The sequence below is a fragment of the Nocardia jiangxiensis NBRC 101359 genome, assembly GCF_000308615.1.
Lineage (GTDB): Bacteria > Actinomycetota > Actinomycetes > Mycobacteriales > Mycobacteriaceae > Nocardia > Nocardia jiangxiensis.
Genome location: NZ_BAGB01000162.1, coordinates 39656 through 61393 on the forward strand (window position 1 = coordinate 39656; position 21738 = coordinate 61393).

Consider the following 21738-nt stretch of genomic DNA (forward strand, 5'->3'; position numbering starts at 1 on the left):
ATCGGATGCAACATCGTTGCTACCGGTACCGTAACCCCAGGTCCACGACACGCCAGCACGTCACGACGCGACTCGCCAAAACCATTCCGACATGCGAAGATTGGATAGTCCCGGAAAGCGTCCAATGTTGCATTCATTGCGATAAATCCGCTTTGAATACATGGTTGACGGATAGGAAGTCGTCGTTCGAATATCGGTAGTCTTCTATTTTCACCGATTGTCCGAGGTCGGGTGCGTCGATCATTTTATTGTTGCCGAGGTAGAGGGCGACGTGGTGTATTCCGTCTTTCTGGTTGCTGTAGAAGACGAGGTCGCCGGGTTGGATCTGGGTAATGGGGATGGGGGTGGTGGCGTGGTATTGGTCGGCAGCGGTGCGCGGGAGCGCGATTCCGGCAGCGGCGTAGGCGGCCTTGGTGAGCCCGGAGCAGTCCCATCCGCCAGAGGCTTGTGGCCCGTTGCCTCCCCACACATACCGCTGACCCAACTGACTACAGGCGAAGGTGAGCACGGTGGCCGCGGTGGGGCTCAGGCCGGTGAGGTGCTGGCAATCCCCAGCCCCGGACCCGGGGGTGGTGCGGTAGCGGGCAGCTTGATTCAGGACTTGCTGGACGTACCAGTCGGCGTGGTTGTAGCTGTAGATCGCGCGCCGTAGGTCGGTGGGGGCACCGGAGTCACACAGGTAGAACGCGGCAGCGTGGATCGCGTCCGAGGCGTTGTACCGCGAGGGTGGGCTCGCGCCGCCCGCGGGGAGCCGGTGGCGTGCGGTGACCGCGTCGAAGGTGGAGGCCAGGAATTGCATGGGTCCTGCGGCGCCTGCGCTGTTCTCGCCTGTGGCGACTCCCGGGAGATGACTGCGGCCGTGGTCGGTCTCGACTTTGCCGATGCCGGCCAGGACCGTCCAGTCCAGGCCGGGGCAGTCCGAGGCGGCCTCGCGGTAGAGGGCGAGCTTGTCTGCGGGAATGTCGGCGACCGCATCGGGACTCGGCGTAGATTGCCCAGCGGCCGGGCCGGGCGCGGTGATGCTCGTGTGGGACTTGGTCGAGTCGACCACGACGACCGTGACGGTGAACGCGCCGATCATCGCGGCGGTGAACAGGGCGGTCGCTCCGGCCCCGAGCGCGAGCCCGAACATCACAGCCTCCCGTGCCGGGGTGGGCGCGGTGGCGGTGGCGGGATCACCACGCGCTGGTCCAGGGCCGCGCTGTCCTCGCTGGTGCTGACGGGGGCATGGTCGAGGTGCAGGTGCGGCCAGGCACCGGCCAAGCGCGCCAACGAGATCCGAGGCCCGGGGCGGGCCGGTGCAGGGTGCAGCGGCAGCCACACCGCCCCGGCCGGGCCCGCCTCGGGGGTGTGCTCGGGGTTGGCGGTGGCGATCGGGACCGTGGCGGGCTGGTCCAGGCCGGTCGCGGCGGAAGCCAGGGCCGTGCGGGCGGTGGCCTCGCGGTGCGCAGTGGGGAGCCAGAACAACAACGGAGTGGTGATCCCGGTCGCGGCGGCAAGGTTGCCGTACCCGTGGAGTTTCCCTGCCAGCTGGGTGAGAGATTCGGTGCCACAGTCATATTCGAGAAAGAACTCCAACCCACCCGCCCCCGGCGTGGTGGGGTCGAGGCGGCCGTAGCCGTCAGGGCGGGCCAAGTCTCCCCACAACCGCGCGCACCGGGTTTGCGACCACCAGAGATTCAGTGCGCCGGGTTCGGGGCTGGTGGCCAGGGTGGTGAACCAGTCGCCGACGCCGATGTCGTGCTCAAGGTGCAGGCTGTGCGCGAGGGCGAGGGCGCGGTCGTGCCGCCAGCGCAGCTCGCGTAGGTCCAGGCCGTGTTCTGCGGCCAGGACGGCGGCTCCGGCGGGGGCCAGGATCCAGTGCCAGGGTGCGGTGCCGACCGGGCGGCGGGGCCGGAACCGGTCGATCACCCCGGCCTGATACAGCGTGAGCAGGCGGCGGGTCGCGCGGCGGGTCGCGGGAAACGCGAGGCCGCTGATCTGGGTGGTGGTGAGCACGCGGTGCTCCCACAGCATCCACAGCAGCCACCGATCTCGCGCGGTGAGGATGCCAGCGAGCCGAGCCCGCCCGGCCAGCACCGGACCAGCCGAACGCGCGCCCTCGCGAGCCGAGGCGTGTGCAGGGGGTGGGGTGGGGGTCATCGGAAAAGACACCTCCTATCGAGGGCGGGGCGAAACGCCGGACCAGGCGGCACGGACGCGAGAGTGAATGCGTGGCGCGGGTGAGCCGCAAACCGTTGTCCTGGAAGGGGTTTCACCGGCGACGCGGGTCGTCGCGAGGAACCTGGGGTGCAGAAGAATTCGCTCGGGGCGCGCTTGCGGGCAGAGCGTGAGGGCGCGGTGTGGTGTGGGCGCGAGCGGCGGCGCGGATGCGGCGAGCCCGCCCCGGGACCGGTGGGGGCAGGGGCGTGGTTTCGACGGTGCAGGGGGCGGTGTTCTGGCCGTTCACGATGAGGCGGGCTGCGGCGTGGTAGGCGTCGAGGTGGGCCAGGTCGTGCTCGCCGAGTTGGGGAAGGGTGTGCCTGGCCAGGTCGCGGGAGTCTTCGGGTGAGAGGGCGAAGTAGATTTTGTTGCGGGCGTTGGTGGAGATCGCTTCGCGCAGCGTGGGGGTGAGCTGGCCGAGGTTCTGGTGCGCCAGGACCATGGACAACCGCAAGCCGCGGGCTTCGGCGAGCATGTCCTCCACGGGTGTGGACAGGTGCAGGAAGTTGTGACATTCGTCGAGGTACAGGGCCGCGTCGCGGCGTTGGGTGGCGGGGGTGTCCGCGCGGGCGGTGGCAGCCTGCCAGGTCCGCGCGACCAGCAGCGCCCCGAACAGGCGTGTCGTGTCCTCCCCCAAGCGACCCTTCGGCAGCCGGGCCAGCACCAGGCCGCCGCCGTCGAGGGCCGCGCGAAGGTCCACGGTGGCGGGCCCGCCCGCGAGTGCGGACCGCACGAACGGGCGCATCAACAGTTGGCGGAGTTTGTTCAACAACGGTGCGATGAGCTGGGCTCGCCCGGACTCGCCCAAGGCTTCGAAGGTGCCCCAGAACTGTTGCAGAAGAGGATCTTTCACGTCTGCGGTGAGCCGGGCACGGTAGGTGTCGTCGGTCAGGAGCCGGGCGACGTCCACGAGGGTCGCCGGGCGCGCCTGGGCGCAGACGGTTTTGAGACTGTTCCGGAACACATCGTCGGTGCGTGGACCCCAGAACTGGTGGTAAATGCGCCCGAAGACGGACCCGATATTGTCCACGGCCTGGTCGAGATCCCCGCCGACGGTGGTCAGATCGAGGGGGTTGATGCACGGGGGCGGGCTGGCCGAGTCGGCGTCGAACAACACCACCCGCCCCGCACACTCCTCCGGGAGCCTGGTCAACACGTCGCTGACCAAGTCGCCTTTGGGGTCGACGAGAACCAGCCCGCGACGGGCGGCGGCGTCGGCGAGGACCATCTGGCCCAGGAGGGTGGATTTCCCGGTCCCGGTGGGGCCGATGACGTGCACGTGGTGACGGGCATCGTCCACCCGCATCGCGACCGCCCGCCCCCGGGTCGCATCAGCGCGGCCCAGAGGCTTGGTACCCGGACCACCCGCAGCCACGACTTCGCTGGGCGCCAGAGCGCGGGCTCCGGCACGGTGGATCTCGGCGATCCCCGCATCGGTCGGCAGATGCGCGAGCACCGCCAACTCCGGGCTGGACAGCAGATCACCGCGGCCGAGCCGCCGCCAGAACATCGCCTCGCGCACCCCGGCACCGCGACGCCAACGACGAAGATAGTGATTGTGCTGCGACGCCGACGACAGAAAAGCCGAGACCGCGTGGGCGCGGCCCCGCACCATGTCCCTGGCCCGGGTGGCGTGGTCAGCGTCGAGGGACACAGGGGCGGTGACCGCGTAGCGCACGACGGTGGCCCACTGCGGAACACTTGCTTTGGTAGCGGCGGCGTGATCCTGGGCGGACTGTTCCAAGCTCACCTGCCGATCACGAACCCCATACCGTGCGCTGCCGGTCCGCGCCGGTGTGCCGGTGCGGTGGACCGGGCCCGGGGCGAACAGGCCGAACAACTCCCGCCCGGCTTCCAGGAGGAACTGGCCGAGGGCGGCGGGTGTGCCGGAACCACCAGCGGTTTGCCGGGTGGGGCGGGTGGTGACCGGGCGGGCCAGGACCTGCACGCACGCGGTGGTGCCCGGCTCCATCGCGGCAGCGGCGCTGAGCAGGAAGGCAACCGGGTCGCCGGGGGCGTTGGTGCGGATCGGCCAGCGGCCGTGTCGTGCGAGGCGGAGTTCGCCTCCGGCGAGCAGGTTGCGGTGCCCGCCCGGGGCTAGTGGTAGTGGTGGTGTGGCGGGGGTCGTGTGGGTGCGGGCACCGCGCCACGAGGACGTGACGGCATTCTCGATCAGGTGCGGCGGCACACACGAGGGCACCCAGAGCCGAATCCTCGCGCCGAACTCGGGGCTGATGCGGTATTCGAACCCGAGCAGGTGCTGCCCGGACAACCACCGCTGCCACCAGCGGCGGGCGATCGCCCCGTGCAGCTGCTCCCAGAGCACTGTTGCGCCGTCGGGCTGGACCTGCGGCGGGACGAGGATCTCCACGTGGCGAGCCCCTTCGGCCCAGCGCCGCTCCCGACGACGCCGCACCCACACCGCCACAGCGACCACGGCGGTGACCGTGGCCACGAGGACCGCAGCCAAGGAGAACGCGTGCTGTTCGGCGAGGGAAAGCAAGTGCCCCACTCGCAGGCCAGGGTGGGTCAGGAACTTACCGATAACTCCACCGCCGCCGCCGGAGTCCGGCGGGGGTGTCTGGGTGTGTAGGGAGGGTGTCATCACTGAGTCTCCTGTTCTGTGAACTGCGCGGTGTCCCACTCGTCGTCTTCGCCGAAGAGGACCTGCGCGCCGAGACGGACCGGGTCGTCGGTGTCGAAGGTCGGGGAGCTGAGGTCGAGGTCGATGCGGGTGTCCTCGGCGTCGAGGTCGAGGTCGAGGTAGCCGGCGTCCTGGTCGGTGCCGGGCAGGTCGTACTCGGGTGAGGTGGTGGCGATCTGGTGCTCGGCGAGGGAGGCGATCGTGCCGAAGACGGTGCGTTGGTGGGCTCCGGTAGCGAGTAAGCCCTGGCCGCGATCGGCTGAGAGCAAGAAACGGCGCTCGCCGTCGGAAAGCGCGAAGGCGTCGCCGACCTGGTCGATGGATTGCGGAGCTTGCCGGAGCAGGACCTGGGTGGCGGCGTTGGCGACGATCGCCTTCCCGAGATCGGTGGCCAGCACATCGGCGGCGTCCTGGGTAGCGACGGTCAACCCGACGAAGTACTTGCGCGCGGATTTCGCCAGCCGGTACAGAAAGTCCGCTCCCGAGCGCTGGCGCATCAACAGCCACGCCTCGTCGACCACCACCGAGCGCGCCCGTCGCAGGCTTGGGTCGCTGACCCGCCGCCAGGTCGCGTCCAACGCCAGCAAGGTGCCGATGGTCTTGAGTTCCTCGGGCAACTCCCGCAGCGAGTACACGATCAACGCACCCGCCGGGTAATGGGTGCTCGCGCCGTCGAGCAGCCCAGCGAACGCACCCTGGCCGACATACGGCGCGAGCCCGGCGGCCAGGTCGGCCGCCACCGGGGTGCCGGTGGCGAGCTGGTCGCGCAACATGCTCAGCGTCGGCGCGGGCCGCACCCAGGTGGCCGGGTCGTCGGTGATCCCCGCCGCTGCATAGGTCGCGGTGACCGCGGTGTCGAGGGCGGCGCGCTGGGCGGGGGTTTGCTCGCCGAGCAGGACCGCGATGACGGTGTGCAGGTGCAGCTTTCGCCGCAGCAGCGCATCGGCGGTCGCGGTGCGGTGCCCGCTGGGCCCCACGTGGATGTCGAGGTCGAACGGGTTGAGGCACACGCCGGGGGCGCCGAGCCGAATATGGGTGCCGCCCAGGGCCTCACACAGCGCGGCGTATTCGTCCTCGGGGTCGATGACGATGGTCTCGATCCCCCGGTACAGCGACCGCAGGATGCTGGTTTTCGCCAGATAGGACTTGCCCGATCCGGACCGGCCGAGGATGACTTCGTTGTGGTTGTGCATGGCGGGGGCGAAGCGGTCGTGGAACAGCAGCCCGGCCGCGCCGTCGCGCCCGTACAAGACTCCGGCCGGAGTGACCGAGACCGGGTCCGCGGGCGGCAGCTGCGCCGAGGCGAACGGCACCGCCGCGGCCAGGGCGTGGGAGTCGAAGGTGCGGTGTAGCCGGACGGGGTCCAGGCCCAGCGGCAATGTCGCGGTCCAGCCCTCGACGGCCCGGTAGGTGAGCGGGCAGGTGTCGATCAGCAGACTCGCGGCCACAGTGCGTAGCGCGGTGACTTGTGCGGTGAGTTCGTTCTCGCTGGTGGCGTGGACGGTCAGATACAGTCCGGCGCGGAACAGGCGGGACTCCCCGCGCGCCAGCTGCGCCGACAGCGCGGCGGCGTCTTCGGCGGCGACCTCCACGGCGGGGTCGCTGACCCGGTTGTTCACCGCGGCGGAGGCCATGCTGGATTCGAGGCGGGCGAGTTGGCGGCGTAACTGCAGCGCGGCTTGACGAGGATCGATCGGCTCGATGTGCAGGGCGATATCGACCCGGTCCCCGAATGCGGCTAGAGGTGCCAGCCATCCCGGGGTGACCTCGCGCGGGTAGCCGGTGACCGCGATCGTCGCCACGAAGTCCGATCCGACCTGGAGGTGGCGGGCGCCGATGGTCAACGACTCCGGCGCGAACTCCACACCACCGCCGCCTCGGCGTGGCATCCTCCCGCGCCGGGTCCGGGGTCCGAGACCCCGGACACCGTCGCCGAGGCTGTCGTCCTCTTCCTCGTCGCCGGTGTCGAGGGGGTCGAACTGCAAGCCCGTGTACTGGCCGTCCTCCGTGGTGATGATCTCGGTGGCACCCGCGGCCCCGGCCGCGCCGTAGGGCACGAGGTTGGCCGGGTTGGTGCAGCTGGTCAGGATCGCCCGCGCCTGCGAATCGTCCAGGGCCCGCACCCCGACCCCCAGGGGCGCGAGCAGGTCGGTGGCATCGGACAGCCGCGCCAGCAACCGGGATTCAGCCGCGTGACGACCCTGCGCGGAGATCCGGCGTTCGCAGCGGCCCCGCGCGGTGAGCCCGCCCACCAGGGAGCCCGCCAGCCGGGTCGCGGGATCCAGGGGCTCGCGCCACACCAGCAGGACCTGGCGCTGCCCGGTGGTGTCGTCCTCGGCCAGCTCCGCTAGATAGCGAGAGTGATCGCGGGCGTACTCGGCCAACGATGATGGCATGGTCTGGGCGGCGGTGTGTAGATCGGTGATGTGGCCGGTCACATCGAGACGCACCGACCGCAACAGGATCTGCACGCCGTTCCCGGACAGGCTTTGCAGGTAGCCCGCCAGCGCGCCGACCAGACCGGCTTGCTCGGCGGGGGTGCGCAGGGCGAGGTTGATGGTGGTCGCGGCGGCGATCACCGCGATCCCCTCCTCACCCAGATCGACCACACCGACCCCGCCACTCACCCCGGTGCCCGCCGTGACCGTGCTGGGTAGCCCGGCCGTGCCGGGCGTGATCGGGTGCGCGGTGGGCGGACGCGGCCCGCGTGCGCGGTCGGTCACCCAGCGCGGAACCGCCCCGCCCGGGGCGTCGTCGCCAGCATGGGTGGCGATCAGGTGCCTCGCGCGCCGGTGATGATGCAACCCAGCCGCGAGGAGCTGGTCACCGGACAGGCCGTCGCGGGTGGTGAGCACGATCGCGGTCGCTACCGCCGCGATCGGGGCCGCGAGCGCGGCGAACACCGTGATCGGTATGAGTGTGCGGGTGGTGGCCCAGATCAGCAGCAAGACCAGTCCGGTCGCGGACAGCAGGGCGAGCTGGCGGGCGGTGAGCGGGCCCAGGATCCGGTCGGGCCGCTCCACATCCGAGGGAATGCGATAGGAATTCATCGGGGACCTCCGGCATCGGGCCGCCGACGGCGGCGCACGGGCAGACCGGGCAGGGGAAGGTGCAGCTGCCGCCCGGCCCGGCGCGGCGCGGGCGGCGCAATCCACGCCGGAGTGGGCGGCGGGGCCGGTTTCCGGACCCGCTTGACTCCCAGAGGCAGCACGTACTGGCCCTGCGCGGTGGAGGTCGGGCGGGCGTACGGGTCCTGCACCCTCGCGGGCGGCGTCTTCGGGGGCTGCGGGGGCGGGAACCGCAGCGCCAGCTGGCGGCCCTTCGGTGCCCGCTTCCCCGTCGAGGCCCCGGCCCGGCCACTACCAGCAGAGATCGTGTTCGCCGGAGGCGGGCGACGGCGTGTGGGTTTGACCGGGGTGGCGTAGAACAGGGCGCGTTGGCCGTCGGGGCGAGGCGCTTCGGGCGGGAGCGAGGGGCTGGGCTTGCCCAGGTCCAGCGCCAGCTGCTGCCCCGACTCCGCCGACCTGGACGTGCGTGGCGTGAGGGTGGGGGCCGGTGGTGGTTTCGGCCGGACGCGTTTGAGGCCCGCCAGCGGCAGCATCATCTGCCCGTCGGCGGCGGTCTCGGCCTTGTCGTAGGGGTCGGGCTCCGCGCGTGCGGGTTTGGGCCGGGGCTTGGGGGCCTTCGCCGCGTGAGCGCTGCCGCGTAGCAGTCCGAGCGTCTTGTACGTCAGGTAGCTGCGGACGATGCGACCTGCCATGGAGTGTCCCGAGCCGATGCGCATCGCCGAGAGCATCCAGAACGGGATCTTCACCAGAACCCCGACCAGGGCGATCGAGACGATCAGGTCCACCAGCCCGGATTCCGTGGCTCCCAGCAGGTGCCAGTCCCCGGAGGTGAGGAACACCCGGGTGGCGGTGATCAGCGTGACGCTCTGCACGATCTGGATCGCCAGACACGCGCCCATGGATCGCCACCACCAGCGGGCGATCGGTTCGGTGACCGGCAGGGCGTGACACATCAGCGCCAAAGGCGCGGCGACGATCAGCACGATCGTGATCGCGACTCGGATCACGTACCCGGCCAGCAGCATCACCACCAGCACGATCAGCACCAGGGCCAGCAGCAGCCCGAAGATGCCGCCCGTGCCGACGGTCACCGAGGCCAGTTGCCGCAACGCCTGTCCGGCTGAGTCGGGATCGACCCCGTTCCCGGCGACGGCGGTGGACAGGGCGTTCGCGGCGCGGACGGCCTGGGTGACCAGCGGGAAGCTCAACGCTGCCGCGACCATGCCGATCAGCAGCCCGGGGGCGATCTCGCGCAGCGACCAGCGTGACTGCAACGTCTCATAGGACATGACCAGGATTCCGGCGGCCATCACCAGCAGCCCGTACACCGTCAAGGTGATCTGCCACGACGAGGTCCACAACTCACCCACCCGGGGCAGACTCGCCGGGTCCGGCGTGGCCAGCAGGGTGGTCGACAACAACTGCAGCAGCGGGTCCAGCGCCGAGGACACCACGGTGCTGAAGAGCCCGTCCATCGCCTTGACCAAGCAGCCGCTGATGGCATCGAGCCCGCAATCGGGCTCGGGTGCAGCGGCCGGACCCTGATCCTGAGCAGGATCTCGGGTGCAGCCCTGGCTGGTGTTGGAGCAGAGCTCGCCCTGCGATGGGGCCGGTGCCGTGGTCGGTGGTGTCGGTGTCGCGGGCGTCACCGGCGCGGGCGTTTGCGGGCCGGGAGTGATCGGCGCGGTCACCGACGGCGGTGCAGGTGGGGTGGTCACCGGGACCGCCCGCCCCGGCGCGGAACCGGCAGCTGCGATCAGCACGCCCACAGCGAGAACCAGCAACGCGCACCGCCGGACCCAACATGCCGGGCCGTGCCCCATGAGGCGAACAGGCAGGAAGATGAGCATGTCAGCCTCCCACCAGTGATTTGAGGATGCTGACCACGACCGGCGCGAGGATGGCCAGGCAGTAGCCGATCATCGCCGAGCGCAGGCACGCCTTGGCGCGTTCGACCTCGCCGGCATCCCCACCCGAGAGCAGGTACCGGGCCCCGCCGACGGTCAAGTACGTCGTCGCGATCGTCGCCAGGATCGCGATCAGCCAGTTGCGCAGGTTGTCAGCGACCTGATTCAGCGAGGTCGCCACCGCCAGCACGACCGGTGCTGCTGCGGCCGGGCCCGCCGCCGCGCACAGCATCACCACGGTGGCGGCACCGGCCGCGAGGACAGGCCAGGCCCGATAGCGCGAGCGCCGCGCAGGGGTTCGCGGGGGCGGAGGCATAGCGGCGGGGGAACGGGTCGTCAGGCGCATCGGGGCTCCTCCTCGTGCGAGGTGTGGTCCGCGCTGGGTGCGGGCCTGTGCAGTGGGAGGACTCCTGCTCCGGGCCGCTTTTTTGACATCCGCTCGTGCGATTGCTGTTTATCTGTGTGGTCGCCGGGCGTGGTGAGCTCGTCGAGGGCGGCCATTTCGACCGTGGTCGAGGACGCTCTGGCGGTGATGTGGGCACGCAGCCATGCCGTGAGTCGCTGTTCGGCGCGGTAGCGGCGCTGGGCGAGGGTGTTGTACGGCAGGCCGGTGTCGGCAGCGGTCCGGGTGAGTCGCTGGTGTTCCAGGCGGGTGTGCAGGATCAGCTCGGCCTCGGAGGCGGTCAGTACTTCTTCGTCGACGGCCTGCTGCAGCAGCAGGTCCGGGTGCCCGGCGGGTGAGGCGAGGACCTCACCGGTCACGAGGGCAGGGTCGTCACCCTCGGGGCACAAGTCGGCCGGGATGGGTGCTGCCCGCCGTTCGCGTACGCGTGGGCAGGTGCGGTGGAAGGTGGCCCACCGCAGTCGATTGGCCACGTTGGGCCGGTTCACGTCCAGCTCGCCGAGTGCTTCGAGGAACCCGAGGATCACCATCGATTCGGTGTCGGCGCGATGGAGCCAATGCCCGCACAGCACCGCCGTGATCGAGTGCAGCATCGGCAGCGCGGCTCCCGCGCACATCAGCACCGCGGCCTCGTCCCTCGTGCGGGCCTGCTGGATCAGCGACGCCCATACCGCGTCGACCTCGTTGGCGGGGACTTGGGGATAGAGCAGCCTCTCCGCCAGCTCTGCGGCCCGCGTCTGTTCCCAGCCCGGGGGCAGACCCGCCACCGAGTGTCCGGCCAACCGGGCGAACTGTTCCCGGATCACCGCCAACGGTCTGGGTGCCTGGTGCTGGTCGTGGATTGCTCGTGAATGCGGCATCGCGCCTCCCGTGCTCGGCGAAAAGAAATCGACCGGGCAAGGAAAGACAGCGCTATCCACACGGCAATGTCAGAAGAACCTCACCGCGCATTCACGAGAACCTCGAGACGAATTCACGTGTGACTTCACGCCCGCACGGTCCCCGGGCGGCCAGCGTTCCCGCCTCATCTCGGGATCTCCCGTGAAATAGCGGTCTACCTGCGGTGAAATCGCCGTGTGGCGCTCGTGTGGCGACGCCGCAGCACCGCCACACGGACCCCGGGGCAGACAAGGTGAAGAAATTGATCGGCCTTCGCCTCGAACCGCCTTTCCCGCTAGCGGCTGTCCTGCGCCGGGAGGCTGGGCGAAAAGAATTTTGGTCGTCGGATGTCAAGAAACGGGTCTCGGACAGGAGTCCTCCAGCAGAAGCAACCGTGCTTCACCGCCCTTCACCGGAAACGAGGTACCTCCCGATGACCGCAGCCAGATCCGCGCGCACCCCTCGCACCGCGCCCGCATCGATCCCGTCGACCTTGTGGGCGTGCGGGACCACACCGATCGACACGGCCGATGCCTGGCCGCCCCGGGTCACCGCACGGGCCTTGATCGAGTACAGCGCTCCTGGTGACCGCGTCCTGCTGATGCCCGCCACCCCCGACACCCAGCGCCTCGTGCACGACCTCGACCGCGCCATTGTCGACGACCCGGGGCTGGCGCAGCCCGCCGATACCGACCTGATCCTGGCCACGACCTTGCCCGGCACGCCGGACCTGCGTGCCCCGATGGTCGCCGAGATGGCCGCGTCCCGGCTGCGGGCAGGGGGGCTACTGGTGGTCCTGGCCCGCACTTGGCGCGACCACGACGGGGCGTTCCACGACCCGTCCGGGGACCTGATCACCCAAGCCCAGAACACCGACCTGCTCTATCTCCAGCACCTCGTCGCCGCACCCGTGCGAGGCACCGAGATCGTCCCGACTTCGGCGGACCTTCGTTCGGCCGGTAAGCACGCCGACACCGGCCGGGCGCAGGCGTTCGGCACGGACACCGTCCACGTCGACGTTCTGGTTTTTTTGCAGCCGCACGACCTCACCACCGCCGCATGAACCCCGGATCCCGCCCACCCGAATCCGGCATTCCCGCCGGGCCATCCCTCGCTTCGAAAGGTGGTCATCACATGTCTGCTCCCGACACCACGCCCAACCACACCCCGCCCACTCGGCTGTCGGTGTGGGCGACCGCGCAGGCCAGCCCCGCCGCCCAGCGCGGTCCCCGCTACACCCGCGACTCGTCCGCCCACCCGGCGAAAATGCTGCCGCACATCGCCGCGCACGCCATCGCCCGGTACAGCAACCCCGGCGATCTGGTGATGGACCCCATGTGCGGCATCGGCACCACACTGATCGAGGCCATCCACGCCGACCGCCGCGCCCTCGGTGTCGAGTACGAGGACCGGTGGGCCGCGATCGCCCGCGAGAACCTCGCCCTGGCCGCCGAGGCCGGGAACGACACCGACGCGGTCGTGTACACCGGCGACGCCCGCAAACTCGCCAACGTCCTGCCCGAACAGGTGCGCGGCACCGTCGATCTGATCCTCACCTCACCCCCGTACGGCGACTCGATCCACGGGCACGTGCGCGTGCGTGCCGGAGAAGGGATCCACAAACGCAACCACCGGTACGGCAACACCCTCGACCGCGGGAACCTGGCCAACCTCGGCGTGCCCCGGCTGTTGTCCGGATTCACCCGCATCCTGACCGCCGCCACCAGCTACCTCAAACCCAGCGGGCACGTCGTGATCACCGCCCGCCCCTGGCGGCAGCACGCCGAACTCGTCGACCTGCCCTCCCTGCTCACCCGCTGCGCGGCCACCGCCGGGCTCACCCCGGTCGACCGCGCCGTGGCGCTTTTGGGGCGGCTCACCGAGAACGACATCGTCGCGCATTCGAGTTTCTTCCAGCGCGACTTCGTGCTGAAGAACCGCGACGCGGGCCTGCCCCTGGCGCTGATCGCGCACGAGGATGTCCTTGTGTTCGAGCTAAAGGCGTTGGACGCCAAGCGATTTCAGTATGAGTCTACGCCCGAAGCCGTTCCTGGATGGGAATCACGGCCCGGTGATCTGGCCGCCTAGATGACACAATCCGCGCCCGGGGGTTCGGTGCGCATGTAGCGAACCCCGGGGCGCGGATGTCTTCTGGCCGCCCGTCGGCAAACCCCGGCCGGGTGTGCCGGTGGCTGTGGTTCGCGCCCGGTGCCGCGTTGCGGTCCCCTACACCGGCCGCTGGGCATGTCGGCGGCGGTCACCCGATCCCGGGTACCGGACGGCGGGCAGGGCGGGCAGCGGCCCGCCACGAGACATTTTCTTGACAAATTCGGGTGAACGGAGCGTTCATGACCGTCCGCGCCGAAACCCCCGCGATGTTCGATCCCACGCGCGCACCCACCAGATGCGCAGGAATCAGACACATCGCGACGACGCGAAACACGCCCGAGAAACATTCCGCCCCGAATCCGGAACCGGAACCGCGCACAAAGCCCGAGGCGGATTCGAGACCGCTGACGCCGAAGGCCCGTGAAAGGAGTACAACGATGACATTTCCACCACATCCCGCCGACAATGCTGCCGAACCTTCCCCATGCGGCACCAAGACAGCTTCGGGGGCGGCAATCCACGATGCCTCGCTCACCGGGGAGCGGGACTGGCTGACCACTGTCGAGGTAGCCCGGGACTATCACCTCAGCGTCGGCACTCTGCGGTACTGGCGGCACATCGGGTACGGCCCGGCCTCGTTCACCCTCGGCCGCCGCAAAGTCGTCTACCGACGCCGCGATATGGACGCCTGGATCGCCGAACAAGAACGCAGCACCCGGCGCGGGGGCACGACCGCCGCCTGAACCACACACGCAATCCGGAGCTCGCCGGACTCTTACCGACAGGAACAGGTCCGGCGAACCGTGAAAACCCGAAAACAAAGCTGGCCCTCGCCGAGGGAGGTCCGCTGTTACCAGCAGCGGACAGGCGAAGGCCAGCACCCCTCCACCCACGCAAAGGAATGAGAGGCATGGCCCACAATAGACGTGGTCGCCCCGAACTCGAACCAGGCGACATCCCCGAACCGAACGTGAAACCACACCCGACGACGCCGGGTGTGTGGACCGCGTCGGGGCGGCCCCGCGACTGGAACGGCAACTACCAGCGCATCACCCGCTCCTCACCACCGGAGACCGATAGCCGGGGCCGAGTCAAGCCGGACCGGACCGGCGAAGCGGCCCGTCGCGCCTACTTCGACGCCGCACAGGAATGGATCGATTCCTCGGTCACCCTGGCCAGCAAACTGACCAAGCACTCAACCATCGCCGAAGCGTGGGAGGCGTACAAGGGCGATCTGCGCAAACGGGGACGGCTGCCCGAGACGATCAAGAACTACGAACCGATAATGCGCGACACCATCATCCCGAAATACGGACGACGCGAGATCGGCGTGACGAACACGGCGGTGATCGAGGACATGCTCGAATACGTCGGCGACCAGCGTGGTGGCAGCGCCCCGCGCATCCTCCGCGAGAACATCCTGTCCGGCATGTTCCGGTACTGCATCCGCGTCGGCGCGCTCGCGTCGGGGAACCCGGTCAAAGAGGCTCTGCTGCCCAAGCCCGGCAACTTCCAGCGCCGACGCGGCGGTGCCGCCTTCGTCGACACCCCGGTGGTCGAGCAGATCCTCGTCGACGTGTGGACCTCCCCCGCACCGTGCCCCACGATCGACAAACGTCCCAGCAAAGGCGCACGGAAACACCGGGTACCCACGGTCGCGCAGTACTGCGAACACTACGATCTGGCCGACTGGGTGGTGTTCGTCGCGGCGACCGGATGGCGGCTCGGCCAAAGCCTGGGCGTGTGCGAATCCGATATCGACTTCGCCACCGGCATCGTGACCCCACGCGGCGCGGTCCGCACCCGCGACGGCTCGGCGCAGGTATGGGTCGAATACACCACCCCGGACGCCGAAGACCTGCATCAGGGCAAGTTCGCCGCCAAGCCCGTGCAACTGCCCCGACCGGTACTGGACATGCTCGCCGCGCGAATTCGCCGATCGAAGACGGTCCGGCGGGAGATCCGCAAACGCCGGTTGAAAGCCGGACTGCCGCCGCGCCCGAAGAACGCGAACTGGCCGGAGGACCTGTTGTTCTTCGATTTGGACGACATGGGCACCCGGAACCTCAAGACGATGGGAGCGCGGTGGCGGCGGCTGGCTTCCGCGCTGGGATTGCCCGACGGGGTCACACCGCATAGCCTGCGCAAACACGTTGGCAATGAAGGTATTTCGGCTGGTCTCGACGTGACCAAGGTGGCTGATCAGCTCGGTAACACCTCCCGGGTGTTGCGCGGCTCCTACACCCGCCGCTTCCAGCCACACGACGACGTCACCGCACTCATCAACACCAAGATCGGTCCCGCACTAGACGAGATCGCACGCCGCCGCCATTCAGCAGCGGTACCCGGATAGGCGGCAGGCCGTGCGGCCAGGATGCGCGAGTGCGCCGCCCGGCCGCACGGCCCCGCTCCACCGACATGTAACCCCCAGCCCCACCCCTCCGGGATGGGGCTGGGTTGTTGTTCGATGCGGCGGCGGGTACCGGCTACGGGAGTGTCCACAACTGTTCGCAGGACCGCACGGGCGTGTTCGGCGTTGACCGGTGCCACCGGGCGATTCACGTGGCGATGGCGCTGGTGCCGGGCACCATTGCATCACCGGGAGCTGCCCGTCCCGTTCCGCGTCCACAGCACCATCTCCACCAAGCCCAACCAGCTGGCATCGCTGACACGCACCCACGCATGTAGCAGCCCCGGCACCTGCCCGGTGAGATCCAGGTAGCCTGACCGGTCTCATCCAATTTGACAGCTACCGCAGCACCTTCAACCGAAGCTCGTACCGGCGGGCTCGAAGGCCGAAGATGGCTTCCGTCGCGTGCGCGCGTAGAGCGCCGTCCCACGCTTTGCCGCGAAGCTGTTCGGAGAGCGCGGGTTCGGGCGGTGTCATGGGTGCTCAGTTTGCACCACCACGATTACTGCCCAATCAGCAGATCTCCCGTGGTCCACCGATGTCGAGACGGCGGAGGAGATCGGTGTGAACGTCACTGGCCTGGAGTGCTTTTCACCTTGCCGTCGCGGATGCGGGCGACGTATTCGCGGGTGAATCCGGAGTGTCGGGCGGCCGCCGAGGGGCCCATGCCTTCGCCGAGGGCGGCGAGGATCTCGCCGAGCAGTTCCTCGCGCGCGGCATCGTATGCGGCGGCGGCCTGGTCGTAGGGGTGCCGGTAAGGATCGCGTCACGAGCCGCAAACGACAGGGTTATGCGCGTGGTGTGGATCCGCTGATGATGCGGTGGATGGTGGAGCGGCCGACGCTGTATTCCTCGGCGAGGTCGGCCAGGCTCGCGGTGTCGTCGGGGTCGTGGTAGCGGCGGTGGATCGTTTTGCGTGCTGCGAGAGGCAGTTTCGGCTGTTTGCCCTTGAGTCGGCCTTTCGCGCGGGCCTTGGCCATGCCTTCGCGGGTGCGCATGTGGTTGAGGTTCGCCTCGAACTCAGCGACCATGCCCAAGGTCTGCAAGAACAACTTGCCGAACGGGTCGTCCCAGTCGTAGATCTGGCTGCCGAGCCCGAACAGCCCCCCCGGCCTCGCAGGTCGGTCAGGATCTCGCCGGCCTCGGCCAGGTTGCGGGCGAACCGATCGAACTTCGTCGCGGTTAGCACCACATGGCGGCCCTCGGTCGCAGCGGCTGCGGCGGTGGCCGCCGACAGTGCGTTGTCCAGGCCGATCCGGTTCTTGCGTGTGGTTCCGGAGAACCCTTTGTCGATGAAGATCCGCTCACGCGGTACTCCGAGGGTGATCAACTGCTCGGTCTGGATCTCGACGTCCTGTTCGTCGGTCGAGCAGCGGGCGTACCCAACCCGGAACGGCGTGCTCATTGTTCCCATTGTTCCGTATGGCGGGGGATGACCGGGAATGTTTCCGGAACACTCTTGCGGAACAGTGGTGATCTGGGCGGCGATTCGCTGGGCAGGGTGTTCCGGTGGCGGATCGGCATACGGAACACCGGTGGCGTAGCGGATCCGCCTCGGCGTAGCTCGGCGGGTCCGATATCAATTCCCCGGTCCGCGTGGAGGAGTTGGTTATCGAAGTGCCGGTGTCCGAGGGCGGGCTGTGGGCCGGTCGGGTGGTGGCTGCCGGTAGCGGTTGCGGATTTCGTGCCAGCAGGCGCCGGCCGCGCATGCCCAGCCGGCGAGTGCGGCGAGCGAGGGAACGGTCACCAGCAAGGCGAGCAGCGTGAGCATGGATTTCATTACTTCGCCGGGGGTGCAGCGACGGGGGTGAGGGCGCCGTCCATGACCTCGGTCCACCAGTGGTCCAGGGGGCTGGGGTCGGGCCACTGGACTATCGGTGGGGCGTCGGGATCGGTTGCGGCCGTGTGGGTGTGGCGAACTTCGAGGGTGTGGTCGTCTGGGTTGTCGAGATGTGATCGGGGGTCCACGGTGGTCCTTGTACCGGTTGCTGGTCGGTGCTGCTTACTGCATGCCCAAGGGGAGTTCCAGGCCCTTGGGCCGGGTTACGGCGTGGGGTGGCCGCAGCGTGGCCGGTGTGGTCAGGATGGGCGCGGCGGGATGCGCGGTGTGGTGTGCGCGCGGGTGTAGGGCACCACGCGCGTGGCTTGGGGGCCTCGGCCGGTGTCGGCGGCGGTGAACACCACCGGTTGCCCGGCAACGAGGGTCTTGCATCCGGGGACGTCGATCGCCTGGTAGTCCAGGAACACCGCGGGGCCGGTGTCGGGGGTCAGGAACCCGAAGCCCTTCTCGGTGTTGAACCAGGCGACCCGGCCGTGCTGCCAGCGCGGTAGTTCTTCCCCGCTGGTGTGTGGGTCGCACCGCGGGGGATCGGTTCGGCCGGCGCTGGTGGAGGCGGGTCTGTCAGTCGGCGGGGCCGTAGTCGTAGTCGTCATCGAGGTCCAGTGGGGTGATCCAGGCTTGGTCGATACGGTCGGTGAGTCCGGCGGGGTCGATCGCGGCGCGCACCGCTTCGGACGGTGGTGTCAGCGGGGTGGTGTCCAGGCCGGTGTCGCGGTCGCTGTCACGGACGGGGACGTTCTGCCCGGCGCGGTCGAAGTCGCTGCCTGCCGGGGTGATGGGCCGGGTGCGGGTCACGGGAGTCCCCTCCTTCGAATGTTCGTCGCAGGGTCTATTCGGTGAAAGGGCCGGGTGAGCCCGGAAGCGGTGTGCTGACCGGGCTCACCCGTCGACGGAACGAATCTGAACGTGAACTTGTGCGATGCTCTCGCGCGGGGCGGCGAACAGGGCCCGCGCTGCTGATGCCACGGACAGTGGCTGTGCACGTAGCGGCGGACGGGGGTGTCCTGTACTGGTGCCGGCGTGCAGGCGCCGGACCAGGTTCGCCGTCCCGGATCCTCGCGAGAACACTTCTGTGCGAGAACGTTTCGTGTGGTCTTCGTTGTTCGACAGGCATCACCTCGCTTTCACTCACCATCGCCGATACCGCACCGGGGCCGCCCGCGCACGCCGGGCGGGCCGCGCTGGCGGCCCGGCCCGGCGGCTGGTGGGCGGGCGTGGAGCCGGGCGGCCCGCCAGCGTCGTGACCCCGGGCCTGGCCGCGGCCAGGGCATCCGGGGCTCGCGCGGGAGCGGGAACCTCCACCGGTCCCGGGCCTGGCACAAGGCCTCTTCGATCTCGGCGAACAACTCCTCGAGATCGGGATCGGGCATCAGCAGCCGGGCATCGAGCCGCGTCAGCTCCTCGGTGGCCTCGGTCCTCGCGCGACCGGTCGCGTTCGCCATCACAGGATCCTCCCGTGAGCTGGCCCGGGTCAGGCGTTGATGGCCTGGTGTTCGTCGTGGCGGGAGATCTCGATCTTGCGGGGTTTGGCCTTCTCCGCGACCGGGATCACCAGGCGTAGCACCCCGTCGCGGTAGTCGGCGCGGATGGCGTCGGTGTCGAGGTTCTCTCCCAGGAACAACTGGCGGGAGAACACTCCACGGGTGCGTTCCGCGGCGATCATCGACCGGCCCTGGTCCAACTCCGGGCGCTGCGCGCGCACGGTCACCACGTTGCGTTCGATATCCAGGTCCAGGGACTCCGGATCGATGCCGGGCAGGTCGAGTTCGGCGACGAACTCGTCGCCCTCGCGCCAGGCGTCCATCGGCATCACCACCGGCCGGGCCGGCGTGCCGAACACCTGCTGTGTCAGGCGATCCAGGTCCCGGAACGGATCGGTGCGCATCAGCATGGTCGCCACCTCCACTCACTCCATTCTCACTCGAAGGGTCTCAGATAACCTCTGTCATCTGACTTAGATTTGTTTTAGCACTCTCATGAGGTGAGTGCAAGCCTCATGCTGAGGTAATCTGAAGGCATCGAGAAAGAGGAGCAGGATGCTGGATCGACACGACCACCCGCCCGGTCCCGGTGGGGATCATCGGCCCGGGCCGGGGCAGGCGGTGTACGGGATCTCGGTGGCTGCCGAGCTGGCCGGAATGGGGGCGCATTCGCTGCGCCTGTACGAACAGCACGGCCTGGTCGCACCGGCTCGCAGCTCGGGTGGCACCCGCCGCTACAGCGACGACGACCTGGCGCGGCTGGCACGCATCGCGGCCCTGGCCGGGCAAGGGATCAACCTGGCCGCGATCGCGCGGATCCTCGACCTCGAGGACACCAACACTGCCCTGCGCGACAGCAACGCCGCCCTGGCCGCCGAACGCGACCAGCTCCGCGGGCGCCGCGATTCGTCATGACCGACACCGCTACTCCGGCGCGGCCCCACACCACCGGTGTCGGCACGCCCGAACAGATCCGGTCCGTCCTCGACGACATCGCCCGAGACCTGCGGACCTTGCGTCAGATCGAGAAGATCCAGCAGCAGCACCAGGTCGTGCTCGCCTCGACCGAGGTTGTCGCCGCCCACCTGCGCGCCGGGATCGAAACACTGCAGCAGACCCTTGCCCAATACGGCTGCGACACCACCCCCATCACCCGCGCTCGAGCACCGGAAATGTAGACGGACAAGCGGTGGACGCCGCGCGAGACCGGCAGCCCCGAAGGCCCGGCCCGCTCACGCACCGACAGCGAGGCGAGTGTTCATGTTCAACTGGACCTCCCCGTACGGCAGCACATGCGACGCAGGATCGCTTCGGTGGAGGCGGTGCCGGTGCGCATCGCGGTCGTGTATTTCAGCATCTGATCGTATTGCTCACCGAAGGCCACCCCGCTCCGTGGCATCGCCGCCCCGCAGGTCGACGCCGGGCGGCCTGATATCCCGTTGCCTTGCCCGCCTCCTGCTGTGCCACGCGGCGTATTCCACGGCACAGAATGGCCACGACATCGCAGAGCGTGTGCAGGAGCGAATGTGCAGGTAAACCGGCAACTTCGCGAGTATTTCGTGATAGCTGACAGGTATCTAAAGCAGTAGGATCGGTTCGGGCACGTTCATGCGGTTGCGACGATCCGTGAGCGGGCCCGGCCCTATTGCATCGGCATCGGGAGCTGCCATGTCGAAAGCCACGTTCTCCATCGACGGCCTGCACTGCCAAGGCTGTGTCTAGACGGTCGACTCGGTCCTGTCCGCGATATCGGATGTCCGCTCGGTCGATATCAAGCTGAACATCAAGAGACCGTCGATGGTTACCGTCGACGCCGACCACGAACTGAAGGCCGACGAAGTGCAGCATGCTCTCGACGGAGACGGCAACTTCAGCGTCGTCTGACACGCAGCGTGTGCTAAGCGGCTTCTTACTGCCGAGGCAGGGTGGTGCCCGTTGCCGGATGCGGAGGGTGTTTACGAGTTGGTTGTGGTGTCGTCGCGGTTGCCCCGGGATTGTTCGGATGCTGATTGCCGACTATTTTCTGTCGGCCTGTAGAGAAGCAAAGTAAGCGGTGCCGGTGGTGCCACCGGGGCGCTGCCCTCGGAGCGGGAAGGGGATGGATCGTGTACGCGCGTTCCACCACGATTCTGGCGCAACCCTCCTCTGTCGAAGCCGGGATCGCGTATGTGCGCGACCAGGTGTTGCCGATGTTGGAGGGTGTCGCAGGCTGTGTCGGTCTGTCTTTGCTGGTCGATCGCCTACATGGTCGGTGTATCGCTACCAGCGCGTGGGAGTCGGTGGAGGCGATGCACTCGAGCGCGGATCAGGTTCGCTCGATGCGTGATCGTGCCGCTGAGATGTTCGGCGGCGTACGGGTAGAGGAGTGGGAGATCGCCGTCCTGCATCGCGAGCACCACTCGCGCCGCGGTGCCTGTGTGCGTGTTGCGTGGGCGGAGACTGCGCCGGCGCGGCTGGATGCGGTGGTCGAGGCGTATCGGTCCCAGTTCCTGGCGGACATGAGAACTCTCGAGGGATTCTGCAGTGCGAGCCTGATGATCAACCGCTCGTCCGGGCGTGCGGTCTCGTGTGCCGCATACGACAGTGCAACGGCGATGATTCGCGCCCGTGGCCACGCCGCTTCGCTGCGGGCCGCCGCCAGTCGGCGATATGACGCAGTGGTGATCGACACCGGTGAGTTCGAGCTGGCGCTCGCGCATCTGCGCGTACCCGAAATCGTGTGATCCGGATCCGGCAGGGCAACGGCGTCCGGAGGTCGGCTCCGCCGAGGTCCGGGACCGGGCCGCGGTCGGCTG

Annotated in this window: 21 protein-coding genes and 1 pseudogene; 7 read left to right on the plus strand and 15 right to left on the minus strand. The window is 68.8% G+C overall.

Annotated features, from left to right (window positions below; translation table 11 throughout):
• Nucleotides 1-133: 133 nt before the first annotated feature.
• The 7 genes from ON40_RS38585 to ON40_RS48830 form a co-directional block, all read right to left on the minus strand.
• Complete coding sequence (locus ON40_RS38585; RefSeq protein ID WP_051194229.1) at nt 134-1132, minus strand: C40 family peptidase; 999 nt, start codon at nt 1130-1132, stop codon at nt 134-136.
• Nucleotides 1132-2142 (minus strand): replication-relaxation family protein, encoded by a 1011-nt coding sequence (locus ON40_RS38590; protein WP_083896240.1) that lies wholly within the window; start codon nt 2140-2142, stop codon nt 1132-1134. Before ON40_RS38590 ends, ON40_RS38585 begins: the two co-directional genes overlap by 1 nt.
• Nucleotides 2143-2254: 112 nt before the next feature.
• Nucleotides 2255-4807, minus strand: a complete 2553-nt coding sequence (locus tag ON40_RS38595) for a TraM recognition domain-containing protein (protein WP_157186715.1) — start codon at nt 4805-4807, stop codon at nt 2255-2257.
• A complete protein-coding gene (locus ON40_RS49380) occupies nt 4807-7896 on the minus strand; it encodes a PrgI family protein (RefSeq protein ID WP_063713178.1) in 3090 nt (1029 codons plus the stop codon). The genes ON40_RS38595 and ON40_RS49380 overlap by 1 nt, the downstream gene beginning before the upstream one ends.
• A complete protein-coding gene (locus ON40_RS38605) occupies nt 7893-9764 on the minus strand; it encodes a TrbL/VirB6 family protein (RefSeq protein WP_157186716.1) in 1872 nt (623 codons plus the stop codon). Before ON40_RS38605 ends, ON40_RS49380 begins: the two co-directional genes overlap by 4 nt.
• 1 nt (nt 9765) lies before the next feature.
• Nucleotides 9766-10167 carry a pilin gene (locus tag ON40_RS38610; RefSeq protein ID WP_245568179.1) on the minus strand — a complete coding sequence of 134 codons (402 nt, stop codon included), beginning with the start codon at nt 10165-10167 and terminating at the stop codon, nt 9766-9768.
• Complete coding sequence (locus tag ON40_RS48830; RefSeq protein WP_051194233.1) at nt 10158-11084, minus strand: sigma-70 RNA polymerase sigma factor region 4 domain-containing protein; 927 nt, start codon at nt 11082-11084, stop codon at nt 10158-10160. Before ON40_RS48830 ends, ON40_RS38610 begins: the two co-directional genes overlap by 10 nt.
• 452 nt (nt 11085-11536) lie before the next feature.
• On the opposite strand from ON40_RS48830, the gene ON40_RS48835 reads away from it, so the two are divergent.
• From ON40_RS48835 to ON40_RS38640, 4 genes are all read left to right on the plus strand, one after another.
• Nucleotides 11537-12166, plus strand: a complete 630-nt coding sequence (locus tag ON40_RS48835; RefSeq protein WP_157186717.1) for a hypothetical protein — start codon at nt 11537-11539, stop codon at nt 12164-12166.
• Between the two features lie 71 nt (nt 12167-12237).
• On the plus strand, nt 12238-13191 hold the full coding sequence (locus ON40_RS38630) for a TRM11 family SAM-dependent methyltransferase (protein WP_051194235.1): 954 nt from the start codon (nt 12238-12240) through the stop codon (nt 13189-13191).
• Between the two features lie 458 nt (nt 13192-13649).
• Nucleotides 13650-13955, plus strand: coding sequence for a helix-turn-helix transcriptional regulator (locus ON40_RS56375; protein ID WP_373282052.1), 306 nt, complete (start codon nt 13650-13652; stop codon nt 13953-13955).
• A 167-nt stretch (nt 13956-14122) separates the two neighbouring features.
• On the plus strand, nt 14123-15565 hold the full coding sequence (locus ON40_RS38640) for a site-specific integrase (protein ID WP_157186718.1): 1443 nt from the start codon (nt 14123-14125) through the stop codon (nt 15563-15565).
• 396 nt (nt 15566-15961) lie between these two features.
• On the opposite strand, the gene ON40_RS53570 is transcribed toward ON40_RS38640, so the two are convergent.
• The 8 genes and pseudogenes from ON40_RS53570 to ON40_RS38670 form a co-directional block, all read right to left on the minus strand.
• Complete coding sequence (locus tag ON40_RS53570) at nt 15962-16099, minus strand: hypothetical protein (RefSeq protein WP_169541983.1); 138 nt, start codon at nt 16097-16099, stop codon at nt 15962-15964.
• Nucleotides 16100-16410: 311 nt separating this feature from the next.
• Entirely contained in the window at nt 16411-16653 is a 243-nt protein-coding gene (locus ON40_RS55620; protein ID WP_281033108.1) for a hypothetical protein, read from the minus strand.
• A gap of 134 nt (nt 16654-16787) precedes the next feature.
• A pseudogene (locus tag ON40_RS55625) lies at nt 16788-17036 on the minus strand (recombinase family protein); the annotation flags it as partial.
• A 365-nt stretch (nt 17037-17401) separates the two neighbouring features.
• Nucleotides 17402-17590 (minus strand): hypothetical protein, encoded by a 189-nt coding sequence (locus ON40_RS52790; RefSeq protein ID WP_157186719.1) that lies wholly within the window; start codon nt 17588-17590, stop codon nt 17402-17404.
• A 111-nt stretch (nt 17591-17701) separates the two neighbouring features.
• The gene (locus ON40_RS55630; RefSeq protein WP_083896241.1) at nt 17702-18055 is read right to left on the minus strand and encodes a cold shock domain-containing protein; all 354 of its coding nucleotides are present in this window, start codon (nt 18053-18055) and stop codon (nt 17702-17704) included.
• Complete coding sequence (locus tag ON40_RS38660) at nt 18024-18257, minus strand: Rv3202a family protein (RefSeq protein ID WP_040830383.1); 234 nt, start codon at nt 18255-18257, stop codon at nt 18024-18026. Before ON40_RS38660 ends, ON40_RS55630 begins: the two co-directional genes overlap by 32 nt.
• 329 nt (nt 18258-18586) lie before the next feature.
• The gene (locus ON40_RS38665) at nt 18587-18904 is read right to left on the minus strand and encodes a hypothetical protein (RefSeq protein ID WP_157186720.1); all 318 of its coding nucleotides are present in this window, start codon (nt 18902-18904) and stop codon (nt 18587-18589) included.
• A 29-nt stretch (nt 18905-18933) separates the two neighbouring features.
• Nucleotides 18934-19353, minus strand: coding sequence for an Hsp20/alpha crystallin family protein (locus ON40_RS38670; protein ID WP_083896245.1), 420 nt, complete (start codon nt 19351-19353; stop codon nt 18934-18936).
• 145 nt (nt 19354-19498) lie between these two features.
• Here ON40_RS38670 and ON40_RS38675 point away from each other — a divergent pair, with 145 nt between their 5' ends.
• The 3 genes from ON40_RS38675 to ON40_RS38685 all read left to right on the plus strand — a co-directional run bounded on the left by ON40_RS38675 (nt 19499) and on the right by ON40_RS38685 (nt 21666).
• Nucleotides 19499-19858, plus strand: a complete 360-nt coding sequence (locus ON40_RS38675; protein WP_040830386.1) for a MerR family transcriptional regulator — start codon at nt 19499-19501, stop codon at nt 19856-19858.
• Nucleotides 19855-20121, plus strand: coding sequence for a hypothetical protein (locus ON40_RS38680; protein WP_040830388.1), 267 nt, complete (start codon nt 19855-19857; stop codon nt 20119-20121). The genes ON40_RS38675 and ON40_RS38680 overlap by 4 nt, the downstream gene beginning before the upstream one ends.
• 927 nt (nt 20122-21048) lie before the next feature.
• A complete protein-coding gene (locus ON40_RS38685; RefSeq protein WP_040830389.1) occupies nt 21049-21666 on the plus strand; it encodes a hypothetical protein in 618 nt (205 codons plus the stop codon).
• The last annotated feature ends 72 nt before the right edge of the window (nt 21667-21738 follow it).

What these genes read in the sequence shown, in the direction of transcription:
- ON40_RS38585 (WP_051194229.1), bottom strand. Translation starts at nt 1,132, where the DNA reads ATGTTCGGGCTCGCGCTCGGGGCCGGAGCGACCGCCCTGTTCACCGCC.
- ON40_RS38590 (WP_083896240.1), bottom strand. Translation starts at nt 2,142, where the DNA reads ATGACCCCCACCCCACCCCCTGCACACGCCTCGGCTCGCGAGGGCGCG.
- ON40_RS38595 (WP_157186715.1), bottom strand. Translation starts at nt 4,807, where the DNA reads ATGACACCCTCCCTACACACCCAGACACCCCCGCCGGACTCCGGCGGC.
- ON40_RS49380 (WP_063713178.1), bottom strand. Translation starts at nt 7,896, where the DNA reads ATGAATTCCTATCGCATTCCCTCGGATGTGGAGCGGCCCGACCGGATC.
- ON40_RS38605 (WP_157186716.1), bottom strand. Translation starts at nt 9,764, where the DNA reads ATGCTCATCTTCCTGCCTGTTCGCCTCATGGGGCACGGCCCGGCATGT.
- ON40_RS38610 (WP_245568179.1), bottom strand. Translation starts at nt 10,167, where the DNA reads ATGCGCCTGACGACCCGTTCCCCCGCCGCTATGCCTCCGCCCCCGCGA.
- ON40_RS48830 (WP_051194233.1), bottom strand. Translation starts at nt 11,084, where the DNA reads ATGCCGCATTCACGAGCAATCCACGACCAGCACCAGGCACCCAGACCG.
- ON40_RS48835 (WP_157186717.1), top strand. Translation starts at nt 11,537, where the DNA reads ATGACCGCAGCCAGATCCGCGCGCACCCCTCGCACCGCGCCCGCATCG.
- ON40_RS38630 (WP_051194235.1), top strand. Translation starts at nt 12,238, where the DNA reads ATGTCTGCTCCCGACACCACGCCCAACCACACCCCGCCCACTCGGCTG.
- ON40_RS56375 (WP_373282052.1), top strand. Translation starts at nt 13,650, where the DNA reads ATGACATTTCCACCACATCCCGCCGACAATGCTGCCGAACCTTCCCCA.
- ON40_RS38640 (WP_157186718.1), top strand. Translation starts at nt 14,123, where the DNA reads ATGGCCCACAATAGACGTGGTCGCCCCGAACTCGAACCAGGCGACATC.
- ON40_RS53570 (WP_169541983.1), bottom strand. Translation starts at nt 16,099, where the DNA reads ATGACACCGCCCGAACCCGCGCTCTCCGAACAGCTTCGCGGCAAAGCG.
- ON40_RS55620 (WP_281033108.1), bottom strand. Translation starts at nt 16,653, where the DNA reads ATGGTCGCTGAGTTCGAGGCGAACCTCAACCACATGCGCACCCGCGAA.
- ON40_RS55630 (WP_083896241.1), bottom strand. Translation starts at nt 18,055, where the DNA reads ATGACGACTACGACTACGGCCCCGCCGACTGACAGACCCGCCTCCACC.
- ON40_RS38665 (WP_157186720.1), bottom strand. Translation starts at nt 18,904, where the DNA reads ATGGCGAACGCGACCGGTCGCGCGAGGACCGAGGCCACCGAGGAGCTG.
- ON40_RS38670 (WP_083896245.1), bottom strand. Translation starts at nt 19,353, where the DNA reads ATGCTGATGCGCACCGATCCGTTCCGGGACCTGGATCGCCTGACACAG.
- ON40_RS38675 (WP_040830386.1), top strand. Translation starts at nt 19,499, where the DNA reads ATGCTGGATCGACACGACCACCCGCCCGGTCCCGGTGGGGATCATCGG.
- ON40_RS38680 (WP_040830388.1), top strand. Translation starts at nt 19,855, where the DNA reads ATGACCGACACCGCTACTCCGGCGCGGCCCCACACCACCGGTGTCGGC.